This window comes from Caulobacter sp. Root1472, from assembly GCF_001426985.1.
GTDB classification, from domain to species: Bacteria; Pseudomonadota; Alphaproteobacteria; order Caulobacterales; family Caulobacteraceae; genus Caulobacter; species Caulobacter rhizosphaerae.
In genome coordinates, this window is the sequence record NZ_LMFX01000023.1 from 336,407 (window position 1) to 352,670 (window position 16,264).

Here is a 16,264-nt window from a genome sequence, read left to right on the forward strand (position 1 = left end):
GGGATGAGACTAGCGTAGTCCCGCATCATTCTTCCACCGTCATCCCGGGCCTTGTGCCCGGGACCCCTCTGTCAGCCGCAAGGGCAGGGGTGTGGCGCGGCTAGCGCGCCAAGGCGCTTCACCGTCAGCTGAACCAGGGGTCCCGGGCGCAAGGCCCGGGATGACGGCTGAAAGAGGGACGGGCGATCTCTCTAAAACCTAAACCAGCATCCCGTGCCCGCGCAGCACCACCAGCCGGCCGGCGTTGAAGAACGGCAGGGACAGGGTGACGGCGATCAGGATCTCGAAGGCAAGGCTGCCCAGGTTGAGGCGGTCGCGCGCCCGGTCGACCAGGGCCGAGACCGCCCGGCCCAGGGCCGCGCCCAGCCAGGCCATGGCCAGGGCGAAGGCCATGGCCGCCCCGACGTGCGACTGGTAGCCCAGGAACAGGGCCGCGGCGGCGTGCGACAGGATCAGCAGGCCGCCCAGGGCCCGACCCTCGGTCCTGCCGTCGCCGTCCGGAGCGGTCAGGCCGAGGACCGAACCTGGCCGGGCCAGGGTCAGGCCGCCCAGCACCCCGCCGATCACGCAGGCGATGATCGCCAGGAGAAGCGAAAGGCCGTAGCTCGAAATGATCACGCGGGTCAGGTCTCCAGCCGCCTATGCGGGCTTATGCGGGCGCATGGCAGACCGCCTCGATGTTGCGGCCGTCCGGGTCGAGCACGAAGGCTCCATAGTAGTTGGGGTGATAATGCGGCCGAACCCCCGGCGGCCCGTTGTCCACCCCGCCGGCGGCCAGGGCGGCGGCGTGGAAGGCGTCGACCTGGGCGCGCGTGGCCGCCACGAAGGCCACGTGCATCGGGCCCGTCAGGGTTTCGCCGCCGCCGATCCAGAAGCTGGGCTTGCCCGCCTGGATGTCGCGACTGTCGGCGCCGGGGCCGTAGCCGAGGTAGCCGTAGGATCCCGTTTCGTCGGCGGTGACGCTCATCACCACCTCGACGCCCAGGGGCGCGAAGGCGGCGTCGTAGAAGGCCTTGGAGACCTTCAGGTCGCGCACGGTCAGTCCGATATGGTCGATCATCAGCGCACTCCTACCCTGAACACGACTCCGCAGTCGCCTCGCCGGTCGGGCTCCCCCGGCCGCTTGAACCTGAAGGCCAGGTCGTCCGGGAAGGTCAACAGCCCGATCAGGGCCAGGGCAGGGGGCTTCATCGTCTTCATGCCGCCGTCTTCGTTCCTATCTATGTCCGTCGCCGGATCGTCGTCCATCCGGGAGCCGGCCTGCCTACGGCAAATCGCCCCCAAGCAAGTTGGAGGCTCGTCCTTGACTCGCCTCACCGCCGGTCCTAACTCCTGCGCGGCGTTAGCACTCGATGGGAGCGACTGCTAACAGCGGCGCTCCCGACTGCAGACGAACCATAAATGAAAACCGTCCCGACGGAGAACGAGTCATGAAATTTCGCCCTCTCGGCGACCGCGTCCTGGTGAAGCGTGTCGAAGAAGAAACCAAGACCAAGGGCGGGATCATCATCCCCGACACCGCCAAGGAAAAGCCGCAGGAAGGCGAAGTCGTCGCCGTCGGCCCCGGCGCCCGCAACGACAAGGGCGACATCGTCGCCCTGGACGTGAAGGCCGGCGACCGCATCCTGTTCGGCAAGTGGTCCGGCACCGAAGTGAAGGTGGACGGCCAGGATCTGCTGATCATGAAGGAAAGCGACGTCCTGGGCATCGTCGAGGCCTAAAGGCCCGAGTTGCTCTCCGCTTTCGACCCCAAGTTTCTCTTTTAGAAGGGCTCTCAGATGGCCGCTAAAGACGTCTATTTCTCCTCCGACGCGCGCGACAAGATGCTGCGCGGCGTCAACATCCTCGCCAACGCGGTGAAGGTGACCCTGGGCCCCAAGGGCCGCAACGTCGTGATCGAAAAGTCGTTCGGCGCCCCGCGCTCGACCAAGGACGGCGTCTCGGTCGCCAAGGAAATCGAACTGGCTGACAAGTTCGAGAACCTCGGCGCGCAGATGATCCGCGAAGTCGCGTCCAAGACCAACGACAAGGCCGGCGACGGCACCACCACCGCCACCGTGCTGGCGCAAGCCATCGTCCAGGAAGGCCTCAAGTCGGTCGCCGCCGGCATGAACCCGATGGACTTGAAGCGCGGCATCGACAAGGCCGTCCACGTCGTCGTCGACTCCATCAAGGCGTCGTCGAAGAAGGTCACCACCAACAACGAGATCGCCCAGGTCGGCACCATCTCGGCCAACGGTGACAAGGACGTCGGCGAGATGATCGCCAAGGCCATGGACAAGGTCGGCAACGAAGGCGTCATCACCGTCGAGGAAGCCAAGACCGCCGAGACCGAACTCGACGTCGTCGAAGGCATGCAGTTCGACCGCGGCTACCTGTCGCCGTACTTCATCACCAACGCCGACAAGATGGAAGTCCAGCTCGAAGAGCCGCTCATCCTGTTGTTCGAAAAGAAGCTGTCGTCGCTGCAGCCGCTGCTGCCGGTGCTGGAAGCCGTCGTCCAGTCGGGCCGTCCGCTGGTGATCATCGCCGAGGACGTCGAGGGCGAAGCCCTGGCCACCCTGGTGGTCAACAAGCTGCGCGGCGGCCTGCGCGTCGCCGCCGTCAAGGCTCCGGGCTTCGGCGATCGCCGCAAGGCCATGCTGGAAGACATCGCCATCCTGACCGGCGCCCAAGTCGTCAGCGAAGATCTCGGCATCAAGCTCGAGAACGTCTCGCTCGACATGCTGGGCAAGGCCAAGAAGGTCTCGATCACCAAGGACGACACCACCATCGTGGACGGCGTCGGTGAGAAGTCGGCCATCGAAGCCCGCATCTCGCAGATCAAGAAGCAGATCGAAGACACCACCTCGGACTACGACAAGGAAAAGCTGCAAGAGCGTCTGGCCAAGCTGGCCGGCGGCGTCGCGGTCATCCGCGTCGGCGGCTCGACCGAAGTCGAGGTGAAGGAAAAGAAGGATCGCGTCGACGACGCCCTGAACGCGACCCGCGCGGCCGTGGAAGAAGGCATCGTCCCGGGCGGCGGCGTGGCTCTGCTGAAGGCCTCCAAGGCCCTGGCGACCCTGGTCGGCGACAATGACGACCAGACCGCCGGCATCGCCATCGTCCGTCGCGCCCTGCAGGCTCCGATCCGCCAGATCGCCGAGAACGCCGGCGTCGAAGGCTCGATCGTGGTCGGCAAGATCCTCGAAAGCGACTCGGCCACCTTCGGCTTCAACGCCCAGACCGAGCAGTATGTCGACCTGATCACCGACGGCGTCATCGACCCCGCCAAGGTGGTCCGCACCGCCCTGCAGGACGCCGCCTCGGTGGCCGGCCTGCTGATCACCACCGAAGCCGCCATCGTCGAGGCGCCCAAGAAGGGCGGCGGCGCCGGCGGCCCTCCCGGCGGCGGCATGGGCGGCATGGGCGACATGGACTTCTAAGAAGTCCGGTCAGCCTAGGCTGAACGAAATGGAGAAGGGCGGGACCGAAAGGTCCCGCCCTTTTTCTTTGGCCGGGGGCCTGGCTATTGCGCCTGCGCCCGACGCCGCTCCCACGCGACCAGGATGTCGAGGAAGGCCGTGACCCGGGCGCGCCGAAAGCGGGTCGCGGGCGTGACGGCGTAGATCCCGCCGCTCTCGAGACTCCAGGCGGGCAGCACCCGGATCAGGCGGCCGCTGGCCAGGTCGGCCTGCACCGCATAGTCCGGCAGGACCGAGAGGCCGACCCCGGCCCGCACCGCTTCCAGGACCCCCAGGGTGGCGTCGATGGCCAGCGCCGCCGACACCCGCACCGACCGCTGCTGGCTTTCGCCGTTGGAAAAGGTCCAGCCCAGCGGGTCGCGCAGGACGCTGTTGGCGACGAAGGGCAGATCCGCGACCTGGCTAGGCTCGGCGCCGTCGCCCAGCCGGGCCGCCAAGGCGGGGCTCGCGACCAGGATCTGCTGGAACGATCCGATCCGCCGCGCCCGCAAGGCGCTGTCGGTCAGCCAGCCGACCCGGATCGCCAGTTCCATGTCCTTCTCGACCGGATCCAGGGTCCGGTCGCTGATCACCAGGTCGGCGGTGCAGGCCGGAAACCGGCGGTGGAACTCGGCGATGGCCGGGACGACGACGGCGACGCCGTAGTCGAACGGGGCGGTCAGCCGCAGCAGGCCGGTCGGCGCGCGATCGTCGGCCTCCAGACCGTCGAAGGCCTCCTGGGCTTCGGACAGCACGCGGGCGCAACGTTCGTAGAAGGCGCGCCCCTCCTCGGTCGGCCGCACGCTGCGGGTGGTGCGGACCAGCAAGGTGGTCTCGAACGCGCGCTCGAGCTTGGCGACCTGCTGGCTGACCACGGCCTTGGTGATGCCCAGCCGATCGGCCGCCGCCGTGAACGAGCCGGTTTCGACCACCTCGGCGAAATAGGCCATGCGCTTGAGATTGTTGAGGCCGCGATCGGCGCCGTCCCGATGATTGTATGTCTGTGACATACGATGAGTGTATTTTCCCGACCTTCGCATGGCAATCGGCCGGGCGCATCCTGCGGGCGGATCAGGAGCCCCTCATGCCCACCCGGAGACTGATGATGACGATGATCGCAGGCGGCGCCGCCGCAACCCTCGCCGGCCAGAGCGACGCGCTGGCCGCCGGCGTCACGCTGGACTGGAAGGCCTTCCCCGCTGGGGAAAACGGGTTCTTCCGCGCGCCGGTCCTGGTCTGGGGCCCCAAGGAGGCCGTGCTGATCGACGGCGGCTTCACCCTTCCCGACGGCCAGGCGCTGGTCGAGGCCATCAAGGCCACGGGCCGCGCGCTGACGACCGTCTATGTCAGCCAGAGCGACCCGGACTATTATTTCAGCCTGGGCCCGATCAAGGCCGCCTTCCCGGACGCCAAGGTGCTGGCAGCCCCGGACACGATCGCGGCGATCCAGGCCAGCGTCGAGAAGAAGCTGGCGACCTGGGGGCCGCAGCTGGGCGACAACGGCCCCAAGACGCTCGCGGACATCGTCATGCCGACCGCCTTCGACGGTGATCAGCTGACTGTCGACGGCCAGGCGATCCAGATCGTCCCGGCCCAGGGCTTGGCCAATCGCCGCTATCTCTGGGCGCCGTCGCTGTCGGCGGTCTTCGGCGGCGTGCTGGTGTTCTCCGGCGTCCATGTCTGGACCGCCGACACCGCCGGCGCCGAGGCCCGCGCCGCCTGGGTTGCGCAGCTGGACGCCCTGCTGGCCCGCAAGCCGGCCGTGGTCGTGCCCGGCCACATGACGACCACGGCGCCGACCGGCTCGGCGGCCCTGACCTACACCCGAGACTACTTGCTGGCCTTCGAGCAGGAACTGGCCAAGGCCAAGGACTCCGCGGCCCTGATCGCGGCGATGACCGCCCGCTATCCGGACGCCGGCATGGGCGTGGCTCTGCAGATCGGCGCCAAGGTCGCCACCGGCGAAATGAAGTGGGGCTGAGATGACCACCAACAAGGACGTCATCCGCGGGACCTACGAGGCCTCGCCGGCGCAGAAGGGCGAGCGGCTGCGGGCGGCGCTCGCGCCCGACGCGACCTGGACCGAAGCGGCCGGCTTTCCCTATGCCGGGACCTATGTCGGCGTCGACGCCATAGCCGCCAACGTCTTCCAGCGCCTGGCCACCGAATGGATCGACTACCGCGCCGAGGCGCACACCTATCTCGAGGACGGCGACCATGTCGCCGCCTTCGGGGTCTATTCGGGAACCTATCGCGCCACCGGCAAGGCCATGACCGCCACCTTCGCCCACCTCTACACGCTCAAGGACGGCCAGATCGTCCGCATGGAGCAGGTGGTGGACAGCGCCATGGTGCTGCGGGCGCTGGATCCCGGCGCCTGAACGGTCTTGGCGAGGCGAGCGCCGCCCCGAGTTCCCGCCCCGCTTGTGGATAACCGATCACGGTCGCGTTAACACCTGCAGCGAAAACGTGGCGAAGCTCGTTCCTGACTCCGCGGACGCAAAAGGCGTCGAGGAGGCTGGTCGATGGCGAGACACGAGATCCACCATTTCCGTAACCGGCGTACCCCCAAGGCCGTCTATATCGCCTTGGGCCTGGCTTTGTGGTTGACCCTGGGCCTGCTCAGCCAGGCGGCGTTCCAGATGCTGGGCTAGGGCTTCCAGGGCGGACTCGCGGAGGATCGGCGGGCAGGCCTGGCCAGGACCGGCCGGGGCGTCTGCCGCCCGGGCCGGTCATCGGCGCGCCGCCGCCCCAGGCGTCCCAGCAGGCGAACGTCTCTTCCTCGGTCATGTGCTCGCTGGACTGGCCCAGGCACGCGCGCTTGTAGCGGCGGTCCTCGGCCGTCTCCCACAGCCTGCGGGCCCGGCGGGCGCTGGCCGGATCCAGGTACTCGCCGCCGCCGACCCGCCAGCGCGGCTCCACGGCCTGGGACATATTCGGGCCGGCCGGGACGGTGGGCAGGACCAGCGGCGCGACGCTGGACGGCGACGTCTGGAGCCGAGGCGGGGCCGGCGAGGGCGGACCGGCCTGACGAGGCGGCGCGGTCCGCCGGTCGGGCTCGACTTTGGGCGGAACGGGGCGCGGCTCCAGGGCGACGACCACGGTCGGCGGGTCGGCCATGGAAGGCGTCCGCCGTTCCAGGGTCAGCAGGGCCAGCAGGCCGGCATTGATCGCCAGGCCCGCCCCGCCGGCCGCCAGCCGCGCTCGCCATCGCCCCCGCGCGGTCATGGATCCGACCTCCCGTCGTACGTCCGGAGGTTGCGGCGTCCGGCTTGGCCGATTTACGGCGACGCTATGGCCGATTGCGGCAAGGCTTGAGCCGGCCCGCGAAATCGCTACATCGATCCCATGTTCCGCCAGCGCCCCGACGCCGATCTGATTGTTCAAGGCTGGGTGGTCGGCGTGATGGTCGAGACGCCCGGCGAGCGGCTGCCCGTCCGCCACTACTTCGCCGTCGGCAAGCCCGACCGCGCCCAGGCCGAATGGGCCGCGGTGGACCTGGCCATGCAGGCCGGCCCCGTTGCGTCCAGTCCTTCCGCCGGTCGCGAGCCGGTCGAGGCCCTGCGCGAGGTGGTCGCCTACAAGATGCGCGAACTGGGGCTGAAGCCCGGCGAGGCGCGGGCCCTGGGCGACAAGTTCCCGCGCCGATGGCTGCCGGCCTAGGGCGGACCAAGATCCAGGCTCCCGGGGAGCGAAACCTCGTCCTTCGACAAGCTCAGGATGAGGTTTTCGACTGCTGAGCCTGTAAATGGTCCTCATCCTGAGCTTGTCGAAGGACGAGGACCACGCTCGGCCTTGAATGATCGGTCCTGGCGCGCTCGTCCGGGATGACAACTTGGAAGACGTGCGTCATCCTCCGCCGCGAACAAGCGTTGGGGGGTGTCGATGTCACGCAAGCTGTGGGCCGCTCTGGGCCTGGTCACGGCGTTGGGCCTGGGGGCGGCGGCCTGCGCCCAGCCGGCCCCCGCCGGTCCGGTCGCGCCGAACGACTACGCCAAGGACGAAAACTGGCTGTGCCGGCCCGGCCGCGACGACGCCTGCGCCGCCGACCAGACCGCCACGGTGGTCCAGGCGGACGGCTCCACCCGCATCGAGCCGTTCAAAGCCGATCCCGACGCCCCGATCGACTGCTTCTACGTCTATCCCACGGTGTCCAGCGACCCCGGCGGCAACAGCGACATGACGCCGGACCTGCCGGAAAAGGCGGTGGCCGACCAGCAGTTCGCCCGCTTCGGCCAGGTCTGCAAGCTGTACGCCCCCAGCTATCGCCAGGTGACCATCGCCGCCCTGCGCAAGGTGATGATGGGCCAGGCCTCGAACGGCGACGGCGAGCTGGCCTATGCCGACGTGCTGGCCGCTTGGAAGGACTACCTGGCCCGCGACAATCACGGCCGCGGCGTGGTGCTGGTGGGCCATTCGCAGGGCTCGCGCATCCTGCTGCGGCTGATCAAGGAGGAGATCGACGGCAAGCCGGTGCAGAAGCAGCTGGTCTCGGGCCTGATCCTGGGCATGAACACGCCGGTCGACCCGGCCACCGACGCCTATGGCTCGCTGCCCCTGTGCCGCAAGGCCGGCCAGACCGGCTGCGTGATCTCCTACGTTTCGTTCCGCGCCGACAGCCCGCCGCCGGCCAGCAGCAAGTTCTTCGGCAAGGTCGCCGAACCGGGCATGAAGGCCGCCTGCGTCAATCCCGCGGCCCTGGCCGGCGGCTCGGCCCCGCTGCGCAGCTATTTCGCCGACCGCACGATCATGGGCACGGCCATGCGCCCGGCCACGGTCTGGACCAAGGACGCGACCGTCTCGACGCCGTTCGTCGAGCTGCCGGGGCTGGTCTCGGCCGAGTGCGTCAGCAGCGGCGGCTTCGACTACCTGGCCGTCACGGTCCACCCCGACAAGGCCGACCCGCGCACCGACAACATCCCCGGCGACCTGCTGGTGCTGGGCCAGCCGCTGAAGGACTGGGGGCTGCACCTGGTGGACGTCAACCTGACCATGGGCGACCTGGTGGCGGTGGTGGGGGAACAGGCCAAGGCCTACGCGGCGGTAAAATAGGCCGCTGAAACGCGGTGCGTCCTTCGAGGCTCGGCTGGGCCTCGCACCTCAGGATGAGGAAGTCAGCACAAAGGTCCTCATCCTGAGGCGCCCGCGCAGCGGGCCTCGAAGGACGCAGTGAGCTACTTCGTCACGCTCTTGAACACCGTCACCCCCAGGACGGCGAAGATGATGAAGCCCAGCAGGAACAGGAAGAACAGGATCTTGGCGATCCCCGCCGCCGCGCCGGCGATGCCGGTGAAGCCCAGGGCGCCGGCGATCAGGGCGACGATGGCCAGGATGAAAGCCCATTTCAGCATGGTGGTTTCCTCAAAGGCTGGGCCCGCCTGTCGCGGGCTTCCCAGGGGCAACGCGGCCTCGGCGCGCCCTGTTCCCGTCGCGATCCCGTTCGGCGCCTTGTGTTAAGGGCCTCGGCTGGGTAACCCATTCCCCATGGCCTCCAAGCCCGAAAGCCCGACCGAACCGTTCAAGCGCGCCCTGGCCCACGCGGCGCGATCGCTCGCCGAGACCCCCGACCTGGAGGTGGTGTTCTCCGGCGAGGGCCCCAGCCTGATCGGCAACCGGGCGGTGCTGCCCCATCCGCCCCGCGACCTGAACGCCAAGGAGGCCGCCCGCATCCGCGGCCTGGCCGACCAGATGGCCCTGCGCCTAGCCCACCACGACGCGGTCGCCCACGCCCGGGCTCGCCCCGGCTCGCCCGACGGCCAGGCGGCCTTCGAGGCCATCGAGCAGGCGCGGCTGGAAGCCATCGGCAGCAACGCCCTGGGCGGGGTGCGCGCCAACCTGACCGCCGCCCTCGAGGCTCGCCTGGAAAAGCAGGGCCTGACCCGCGCCGTCGCCACCGACCGCCAGTCCGCGCCGATGGCCGAGATCCTGTCGCTGATGGTCCGCGAGCGCCTGACCGGCGACGCCCCGCCTGATGGCGCCAAGGCCCTGGTCGACATCCTGCGCGCCGACATCGAGGCCCGGGCCGGCAAGGACCTGGACCGCCTGGCCGCCGCCATCGACGACCAGGCCGCCTTCGCCCGGGTCACCCGCGAGATCCTGCGCGACCTGGACCTGGGCGAGGACATGTCCGACGCCACCGAACAGTCCGACGAGGACCAGGGCGACGAGGACCAGAACACCGAGGCCTCCGAGGACGATTCCGGCGACGGCGAGGGCGAGCAGTCCGACGGCGCCCAACCCGAGCAGGCCGAGACCTCCGACCGCGAGTCCGAGGCCGGCGACGAGGAGATGGTCCAGTCCGAGCAGGACGGCGATCCGGAGGACACCGAGGAAGCCCCGGAGATGGGCGACGGCGCCAAGCCGGCCCGTCCGGACCAGGGGCAGGGCGGCTCCAACGAGCCGGCCTACAAGGTGTTCACCACGGCCTATGACGAGGTGGTGCCGGCCGAGGACCTGTGCGACGCCGACGAGCTGACCCGCCTGCGCGCCTATCTGGACCAGCAGCTGGCGGCCTTTTCCAGCGTCGTTTCGCGGCTGGCCAACAAGCTGCAGCGCCGCCTGCTGGCCCAGCAGAACCGCGCCTGGACCTTCGACCTGGAGGAGGGGATGCTGGACGTCGCCCGCCTGACCCGGGTGATCATCGACCCCACCGCCCCCCTGTCGTTCAAGCAGGAGGAGGACGTCGAGTTCCGCGACACCGTCGTGACCCTGCTGATCGACAATTCCGGCTCGATGCGCGGCCGGCCGATCATGGTGGCGGCGGTCTGCGCCGACATCCTGGCCCGCACCCTGGAGCGCTGCGCGGTCAAGGTCGAGGTGCTGGGCTTCACCACCCGCGCCTGGAAGGGCGGCAGCGCCCGCGACGAGTGGATCAAGGCCGGCAAGCCGCCCGCGCCCGGCCGGCTGAACGACCTGCGCCACATCATCTACAAGAGCGCCGACGCACCTTGGAGAAGGGCCCGCAAGAACCTGGGCCTGATGATGCGCGAGGGCCTGCTGAAGGAGAACATCGACGGCGAGGCCCTGATGTGGGCCCACCAGCGGCTGATCGGCCGGCCCGAAGCCCGCCGCATTCTGATGGTGATCTCCGACGGCGCGCCGGTGGACGACTCCACCCTCAGCGTCAATTCGGGCCACTATCTGGAGCGCCACTTGCGGCAGGTGATCGCCGAGATCGAGACCAGGAGCCCCGTCGAGCTGATCGCCGTCGGCATCGGCCACGACGTGACGCGCTACTACCGCCGGGCGGTGACCATCGTCGATGTCGAGCAGCTGGGCGGCGCCCTGGTCGACCAGCTGGCCGGGCTGTTCGACGAGGAGCCCAAGGCGGTCAAGCGGGCCCGGGGGCTTCTGGCCGCCCCGCCGACCGTGCAGCCTTCTCAGCCGAAACCCGCCCGCAAGGTTCCCGCGTGATCGGACTGCGCGGCTTGCTGGTGCTGGGCCTGGCGTCCGCGGCCCTGGGGCAGTGCGCCAAGGCCCCGCCGCAGCCGGTCGTGCTGCCGATCGCGCCGGTCAAGGTCGGGCCGGAGATTAGCGTGGTCGCCACGCCCGTGCCGCTGAGCTCGGCCAATCCGCCGCCCACAGCCATCGGCCGCTTCGCCTATGCCGGCGGCGTGGCGATCAGCAGCCCCGACAGCCAGCGCCTGCACGGCCTGTCGGACCTGAAGTTCGGCCCGGACGGCGGCTTGGTGGCGATCGGCGACGACGGCGACCTGTTCGAGGCCCGGCTGAAGCTGGACGAGGCCGGCCGCCTGGTCGGCCTGACCGACGGCAAGCTGTCGCCGCTGAAGGGCCCCGACGGCCAGCCGCTGCAGGGCAAGGAGAAGGCCGACGCCGAGGGCCTGGCGATCCTGCCCAACGGCGACCGCCTGGTCAGCTTCGAGCGCGACCACCGCATCTGGCTCTATCCGCGCCAGCCGGACGGGACCTACGGCCCGCCGCGGGCCGTCAACAAGCCCAGCACCACCTTCCCCGACAACGAGGGCATGGAGGCCCTGACCGCCTATCCGATCGCCGGTCCCGACGCCTATCTGGTGGGCGGCGAGGAGGGCGAGGTGTGGCTGTGCCGGCTGTCGGCGCCGTGCGTGGGCCAGACGCCGCAGTCGCCGCCCGACTTCACCTGGGGCCTGACCAGCTTCGCGGCCTTCGAGGGCCAGTCGGTCGCCGCCCTGTTCCGGGCCTATGACCCGATCCGCGGCTGGCGCGGTCAGGTGCGGTTCGTGATCGACCCCCGCGCCCCCGCCGCCCGGCAGTACCTGGCCGCCACCCTGACCCTGGACGGGGCGATCACCCGCGACAATTTCGAGGGGATCGCGCTCAGCAGGAGCCCGTCCGGCGCGACGCGGATCTACATCCTGTCGGACGACAACGACACGCCGACCGAGCGCACCCTGCTGATGGCCTTCGACTGGACGGCCCCGCCACCGCCGCCCCCCGCGCCGCCGAAGCCGAAGAAGCCGGTGCGGCGGCGCTGAGACCTTCCGCCGGAATCCTGATGAGCGCCCTGCTGGCGACCGCCCTGGGCTGTCCCGCCATGGCCGGGCCGCGGGCCCTCGCGCCCGTCGCGATCATCTCGGCGGACGCCCAGCACGTGGTCGGGCTCGTCGAGGGCGTCATCGTGGGGGAGCCCGGGGCGAAAGCGGTCCGCCGCGCGCGCATCGTCCTCTATTCGCCCACCCAGGACGACGTCGCCGACGCCGCCGGCCGCTATGTCGGCAAGGCCAATGTCAGCGTGTTCCGGTTGCAGGTCGATTGCGACGGCGCCCGCATCCGCGCGGCCGCCGCCGACTATTTCCAGTGGCCCGATGCGGCGCGCGCCCACCACGTCGACTATGACAAGGCCCTGTTCATCCCGGCCGAGGAAGGCCAGACCCGGGCCATCGTCTCGGCGGTCTGCGCGGCGACCGCCGACGATCCTGGCGCGTCCGAGGCGACGCCCGACCTGGCGGCCTTCGTCCAGGCCGCCAAGGCCCGTTTCTAGGGTTCTGACCGCGCGCTAGGCGATCCCTATCCCCTCCAGGTCCGCCATGACCTCGTCCGGCAGCGCCAGCGACGCCGCCGCCAGGTTCTCGCGCAGGTGGGCGACCGACGAGGTGCCGGGGATCAGCAGGATGTTGGGGGCGCGGCGCAGCAGCCAGGCCAGGGCGACCTGCATCGGCGTGGCCTGCAGCCGCGCGGCGACGTCCGACAAGGCGGTCGATTGCAGTGGGCTGAAGCCGCCCAGCGGGAAGAACGGCACATAGGCGATCCCGTCCCTGGCCAGCGCGTCGATCAGGGCGTCGTCCTCGCGGTGGGCCAGGTTGTACTGGTTCTGCACGCAGACGATCTGGGCGATCCCGCGGCCCTCCGCCACCTGGGTCGGGGTCACGTTGGACAGGCCGATGTGGCGCACCAGGCCCTGCCGCTGGAGATCGGCCAGCACCTGGAGCGGCTCGGCGATGGAGCCCTCGGCCGGGCCGTGGACGTCGAACATGATCCGCAGGTTGACGACGTCCAGCGCCTCCAAGCCCAGATTGCGCAGGTTGTCGTGCACGGCGCGCTCCAGCTGGTCGGCGCCAAAGGCCGGAGTCCAGGAGGCGTCGTCACCGCGCATCGCGCCGATCTTGGTGACGATCACCAGGTCGTCGGGATAGGGCGCCAGCGCCTCGCGGATGATCTGGTTGGTGACGTGAGGACCATAGAAGTCGCTGGTGTCGATGTGGTTGACGCCGGCCGCCACCGCCTCGCGCAGGACCGCCAGCGCAGCGTCGCGGTCGCGCGGCGGGCCGAAGACGCCGGGCCCGGCCAGTTGCATGGCGCCATAGCCCAGCCGCCTCACGGTCCGGCCGCCGAGGGTGAAGGTTCCCGCCTGATCGATCGCCTGCATGGTCGTCTCCTTGTGACGCCGCCAAGTTAGGGCTTCGGTCGGCCGCCGATAATCTGGGGCAATCGATACGAACTGTGCGGATATGCGAACAATCCGAGCCGCTCGCCGACGAGCGCGGGGATTTTCGACGGCGGGCGCTGGGCGCCCGAAAACTCGGCAGCCGTAGGTAGTTTCTTTTGAAACTCAATATTTTAGTTCAAGCGGCGGTATGGCTATGTTACCGCTACCTTCGATGGATTGAGCGGGCGAGATCCCAACGGCCATCAGAGGAACGCGTCGGGAGGTGGTTGAACTCCAACCCCCTTTCGGAACTGAAATCATGAAGACTCTGTTTGTTCTGGCCGCCTCGGCCATCGCCCTGACCAGCGTTTCGTCGGCCTTCGCCGGCGAGCAGCACGTCAAGGTTCGCGGCCGCACCGTCGCCGCCATCCACGCCGACATCGTCGCCGCCGCCTCGTCGATCTGCCGCGAAGAGATCGGCCAGCACCCCAACGACCTGTATTCCGATTGCGTCCGCGAAGTGACCCGCGACGCCGTGCAGAAGGTGGGCAGCCCCACCCTCAAGGCCTATGACCGCCAGGCGTTCCGCACCAGCGGCCTGCTGAAGGTCAGCTACTAGGACTCGTTCGGGCCCGGTTTCGCGCGGCTTTTGGCGGCGCGGGACCGGGTTTCCTCCCAAGGTTGTCGCGGCCTTGCCTGTCAACGAATTTTGTGACCGCACTGCAATATAACCGTTGATAAGTAAAAACGAGCAAGCTATGGCTTGGTCGAGGCGACAGAGCGGGCGAGATCCCGGACCAGCCGCCGCGGGGAAACGCATTTCGGACGGGTTGAAGTTCAACGCTGTCCTGGAATCCGTCCCATGATCCGCTCCATCGTCCTGGCCGCCTCGGCCGTCGCCCTGTTCGCCGCCGCGCCCGCCGGCGCCGCCGAAGTCCGCATCAAGACCGCCGGCAAGGCCCCGGCCGAACTGCGCGCCGAGATCGTCAAGGCCGCCTCGACCGTCTGCTGGCAGACCGTCCGCGGCGAGAGCCTGGCCTCCTACCTGTACCCCGCCTGCGTCCGCGCCTCGGTCAATGACGCGGTGGTCAAGCTGAACAACCCGGAACTGGTCTCGTACAACGACGCCAACCCGGCCATCCGCGCCCGCTAAGGCGCGTTTCCAAGTTTAGTACGGGGCGGCGTATCGGCCCCTTTCAGTGGCGTTGAAGAGCCCTCTCCGGTGACGGGGAGGGCTTTTTCATGGGCCGTCGGCGCGCCAGGCCGGGACTTTCGACATCGCTGACGCCGACCGTAATACAGCCCTGGCGCGCGACGCGTCGGGCGCCTAACCTGCGTTGCAATCGGGGAGGGCGTCGACATGAAAACCAGATCCTTGGCCGCGGCCGCCTGCATGTCGCTGCTGTGGCTTGCGGCGTGCTCGACGCCGACGGCCGCGCCCGACTCCAAGGCCGCCGCCGACGGCATGGCGGGCGCGTCGACCGTCCGGGGCCGGGGCGAGGCGAGCGCGCCGCTGGCGCGGGTCCCCGCCGCCGACCGGGAGGTGGCCGATTCGGTGGTGGTCAGCGCCTCGCGCGCCGGGCCCGACGCGCGCGACGGCGGCTCGTCGCCCCCACCTCCACCGCCGCCTCCTCCGCCTCCGCCGCCGCCCCCGCCGCCATCGCCGCTTGGCTACACGGACTCCGAACCCGCTCCCGCTCCGTCGCCTGGCGCCGCGCCGCCAGCGCCGAACGCGCGGAACGGCGGGGCCCTGGAGCCGGTGATCGAGCGCCGTGAGCACGAGCCGCCCCTGGCCCAGTCGCCGGCCCGGCGGGCGGGGCAGTTGACCGCCGCCGATCACGACGACCTGCTCAATCCCGACCTCTACCAGGCCTATGCCGACCGATTCCGCCAGCGCCTGGGCCGCAAGCTCTATCCGGCCGTCGATACGGGCCAGCAGCTGCGGATCCGGGTGGTGGATCGCGATGGGCGGCCGGCGCCGCTGTCCGCCGTGACCGTCCGCCGGGCCGACGGCGAGGCGCTGAGGCTGATGACCAAGGCCGACGGCCAGGTGGTGGTCTTCCCCAAGCTCGACCGGCTGGGCGAGCGCGTCGAGGCGTCAGTGACCGCCGCGGATGGCCGCGTGGTGTCCGGCGTGGCGGCGCCGCGCCCCGGCGCACCGCGCACCCTGACCCTGCGCCTGCCGGGGCGCGCCAAGCCGGTCCAGGCCGTGGACGTGCTGCTGGTCATGGACACCACCGGCAGCATGGCCGACGAGCTCAGCTACCTGACGGCGGAGCTGTCCGACATCCTGGGGACGGTGGGCGAGCGCCACGCCGGCGTCGACATCCGCGCCGGCCTGCTGTTCTACCGAGACCTGGGCGACGCCTATACCGTGCGGACCTACCCGTTCACCGGCGACCGCCAGGCCGTCCAGGCGAGCCTGGCCCACCAGTCGGCCAATGGCGGCGGCGACTTTCCCGAAGCCATGCAGGTCGCGCTCCAGGAAGCCGACGCCTATCCCTGGCGCGAGGGGGCGGTGAAGCTGATGCTGCTGGTCGCCGACGCCCCGCCGCACGAGTCCGACCGGGCCCAGGCCTGGACCTCGATACTGTCGGCGCGCGAGCGGGGGATCCAGGTCGTGCCGGTGGCGGCCAGCGGCGTCGATGACGACGCCCAGTACCTGATGCGCGCGGCGGCGGCCGTCAGCCAGAGCCGCTACATCTTCATCACCGACGATTCCGGGATCGGCGCCGCCCACGCCGAGCCGTCGGTCGACTGCTATGTCGTCACCCGGCTGAACGACCTGATCGGCCGGGTCATCGACGGCCTGGTCTCGGGCCGTCGCGTCGAGGCCGAGCCCGACGCGGTGATCCGTCAGGTCGGGCGCTATGACCGGGGTGTCTGCCGGCGTTGATCAGCGCAGACGCGAAAAGGCCCGCGAGGCGAACCTCGCGGGCCTTTCGTCGGTCGAAAC

The 16,264-nt window shown here is 69.8% G+C and carries 20 protein-coding genes and 1 pseudogene; 14 read left to right on the top strand and 7 right to left on the bottom strand.

What is annotated here, in order from left to right; all coding sequences use genetic code 11:
- Positions 1-198: 198 nt before the first annotated feature.
- The 3 genes from ASD47_RS16615 to ASD47_RS27155 are packed head-to-tail and all read right to left on the bottom strand — an operon-like array spanning position 199 to position 1,200.
- A complete protein-coding gene (locus tag ASD47_RS16615) occupies positions 199-612 on the bottom strand; it encodes a DUF4345 family protein (protein ID WP_056759083.1) in 414 nt (137 codons plus the stop codon).
- A 37-nt stretch (positions 613-649) separates the two neighbouring features.
- Complete coding sequence (locus ASD47_RS16620; protein WP_056758946.1) at positions 650-1,060, bottom strand: VOC family protein; 411 nt, start codon at positions 1,058-1,060, stop codon at positions 650-652.
- On the bottom strand, positions 1,060-1,200 hold the full coding sequence (locus tag ASD47_RS27155; protein WP_163228863.1) for a hypothetical protein: 141 nt from the start codon (positions 1,198-1,200) through the stop codon (positions 1,060-1,062). Before ASD47_RS27155 ends, ASD47_RS16620 begins: the two co-directional genes overlap by 1 nt.
- A gap of 230 nt (positions 1,201-1,430) precedes the next feature.
- Between ASD47_RS27155 and groES the strand changes: the two genes are divergently transcribed.
- Positions 1,431-1,721, top strand: a complete 291-nt coding sequence (groES, locus tag ASD47_RS16630; protein WP_028037871.1) for a co-chaperone GroES — start codon at positions 1,431-1,433, stop codon at positions 1,719-1,721.
- 57 nt (positions 1,722-1,778) lie between these two features.
- Entirely contained in the window at positions 1,779-3,425 is a 1,647-nt protein-coding gene (groL, locus tag ASD47_RS16635; protein WP_056758950.1) for a chaperonin GroEL, read from the top strand.
- Positions 3,426-3,508: 83 nt separating this feature from the next.
- On the opposite strand, the gene ASD47_RS16640 is transcribed toward groL, so the two are convergent.
- Positions 3,509-4,453: a LysR family transcriptional regulator gene (locus tag ASD47_RS16640; RefSeq protein WP_056758952.1), complete on the bottom strand. Its 945-nt coding sequence runs from the start codon at positions 4,451-4,453 to the stop codon at positions 3,509-3,511.
- 74 nt (positions 4,454-4,527) lie between these two features.
- Here ASD47_RS16640 and ASD47_RS16645 point away from each other — a divergent pair, with 74 nt between their 5' ends.
- The 3 genes from ASD47_RS16645 (at position 4,528) to ASD47_RS27690 (ending at position 6,097) form a co-directional block, all read left to right on the top strand.
- Positions 4,528-5,424: an MBL fold metallo-hydrolase gene (locus tag ASD47_RS16645; RefSeq protein ID WP_156402280.1), complete on the top strand. Its 897-nt coding sequence runs from the start codon at positions 4,528-4,530 to the stop codon at positions 5,422-5,424.
- 1 nt (position 5,425) lies between these two features.
- Positions 5,426-5,824: a nuclear transport factor 2 family protein gene (locus tag ASD47_RS16650; protein ID WP_056758955.1), complete on the top strand. Its 399-nt coding sequence runs from the start codon at positions 5,426-5,428 to the stop codon at positions 5,822-5,824.
- Positions 5,825-5,968: 144 nt separating this feature from the next.
- Complete coding sequence (locus ASD47_RS27690; protein WP_230983825.1) at positions 5,969-6,097, top strand: hypothetical protein; 129 nt, start codon at positions 5,969-5,971, stop codon at positions 6,095-6,097.
- Here ASD47_RS27690 and ASD47_RS16655 read toward each other — a convergent pair.
- A complete protein-coding gene (locus ASD47_RS16655; protein ID WP_056758956.1) occupies positions 6,066-6,671 on the bottom strand; it encodes a hypothetical protein in 606 nt (201 codons plus the stop codon). The two genes, ASD47_RS27690 and ASD47_RS16655, sit on opposite strands and share 32 nt — an antisense overlap.
- A 120-nt stretch (positions 6,672-6,791) precedes the next feature.
- On the opposite strand from ASD47_RS16655, the gene ASD47_RS16660 reads away from it, so the two are divergent.
- The 3 genes and pseudogenes from ASD47_RS16660 to ASD47_RS27035 form a co-directional block, all read left to right on the top strand.
- Positions 6,792-7,106, top strand: coding sequence for a hypothetical protein (locus ASD47_RS16660; RefSeq protein WP_056758957.1), 315 nt, complete (start codon positions 6,792-6,794; stop codon positions 7,104-7,106).
- 222 nt (positions 7,107-7,328) lie between these two features.
- Positions 7,329-8,495, top strand: a complete 1,167-nt coding sequence (locus ASD47_RS16665) for a DUF3089 domain-containing protein (protein WP_056758959.1) — start codon at positions 7,329-7,331, stop codon at positions 8,493-8,495.
- Positions 8,496-8,499: 4 nt separating this feature from the next.
- Positions 8,500-8,612 (top strand): annotated as a pseudogene (locus ASD47_RS27035) (hypothetical protein); the annotation flags it as partial.
- Positions 8,613-8,617: 5 nt separating this feature from the next.
- Here the strand turns inward: ASD47_RS27035 and ASD47_RS26195 are convergent.
- Entirely contained in the window at positions 8,618-8,794 is a 177-nt protein-coding gene (locus ASD47_RS26195) for a DUF1328 family protein (protein WP_082564652.1), read from the bottom strand.
- 133 nt (positions 8,795-8,927) lie between these two features.
- Between ASD47_RS26195 and cobT the strand changes: the two genes are divergently transcribed.
- From cobT to ASD47_RS16680, 3 genes are read left to right on the top strand one after another with little or no spacing between them, the layout of a single operon-like run.
- A complete protein-coding gene (gene cobT / locus ASD47_RS16670) occupies positions 8,928-10,856 on the top strand; it encodes a cobaltochelatase subunit CobT (protein ID WP_056758961.1) in 1,929 nt (642 codons plus the stop codon).
- Positions 10,853-11,917: an esterase-like activity of phytase family protein gene (locus ASD47_RS16675; RefSeq protein WP_056758964.1), complete on the top strand. Its 1,065-nt coding sequence runs from the start codon at positions 10,853-10,855 to the stop codon at positions 11,915-11,917. Before cobT ends, ASD47_RS16675 begins: the two co-directional genes overlap by 4 nt.
- Positions 11,918-11,937: 20 nt before the next feature.
- The gene (locus ASD47_RS16680; RefSeq protein ID WP_056758966.1) at positions 11,938-12,423 is read left to right on the top strand and encodes a hypothetical protein; all 486 of its coding nucleotides are present in this window, start codon (positions 11,938-11,940) and stop codon (positions 12,421-12,423) included.
- A gap of 15 nt (positions 12,424-12,438) precedes the next feature.
- On the opposite strand, the gene ASD47_RS16685 is transcribed toward ASD47_RS16680, so the two are convergent.
- Positions 12,439-13,308, bottom strand: coding sequence for an aldo/keto reductase family oxidoreductase (locus ASD47_RS16685; protein ID WP_056758968.1), 870 nt, complete (start codon positions 13,306-13,308; stop codon positions 12,439-12,441).
- Between the two features lie 319 nt (positions 13,309-13,627).
- Here ASD47_RS16685 and ASD47_RS16690 point away from each other — a divergent pair, with 319 nt between their 5' ends.
- The 3 genes from ASD47_RS16690 (at position 13,628) to ASD47_RS16700 (ending at position 16,204) form a co-directional block, all read left to right on the top strand.
- Positions 13,628-13,927, top strand: coding sequence for a hypothetical protein (locus tag ASD47_RS16690; RefSeq protein ID WP_056758970.1), 300 nt, complete (start codon positions 13,628-13,630; stop codon positions 13,925-13,927).
- 243 nt (positions 13,928-14,170) lie between these two features.
- Positions 14,171-14,461 (top strand): hypothetical protein, encoded by a 291-nt coding sequence (locus ASD47_RS16695; protein WP_056758972.1) that lies wholly within the window; start codon positions 14,171-14,173, stop codon positions 14,459-14,461.
- A 207-nt stretch (positions 14,462-14,668) separates the two neighbouring features.
- Complete coding sequence (locus tag ASD47_RS16700; protein ID WP_156402281.1) at positions 14,669-16,204, top strand: VWA domain-containing protein; 1,536 nt, start codon at positions 14,669-14,671, stop codon at positions 16,202-16,204.
- The last annotated feature ends 60 nt before the right edge of the window (positions 16,205-16,264 follow it).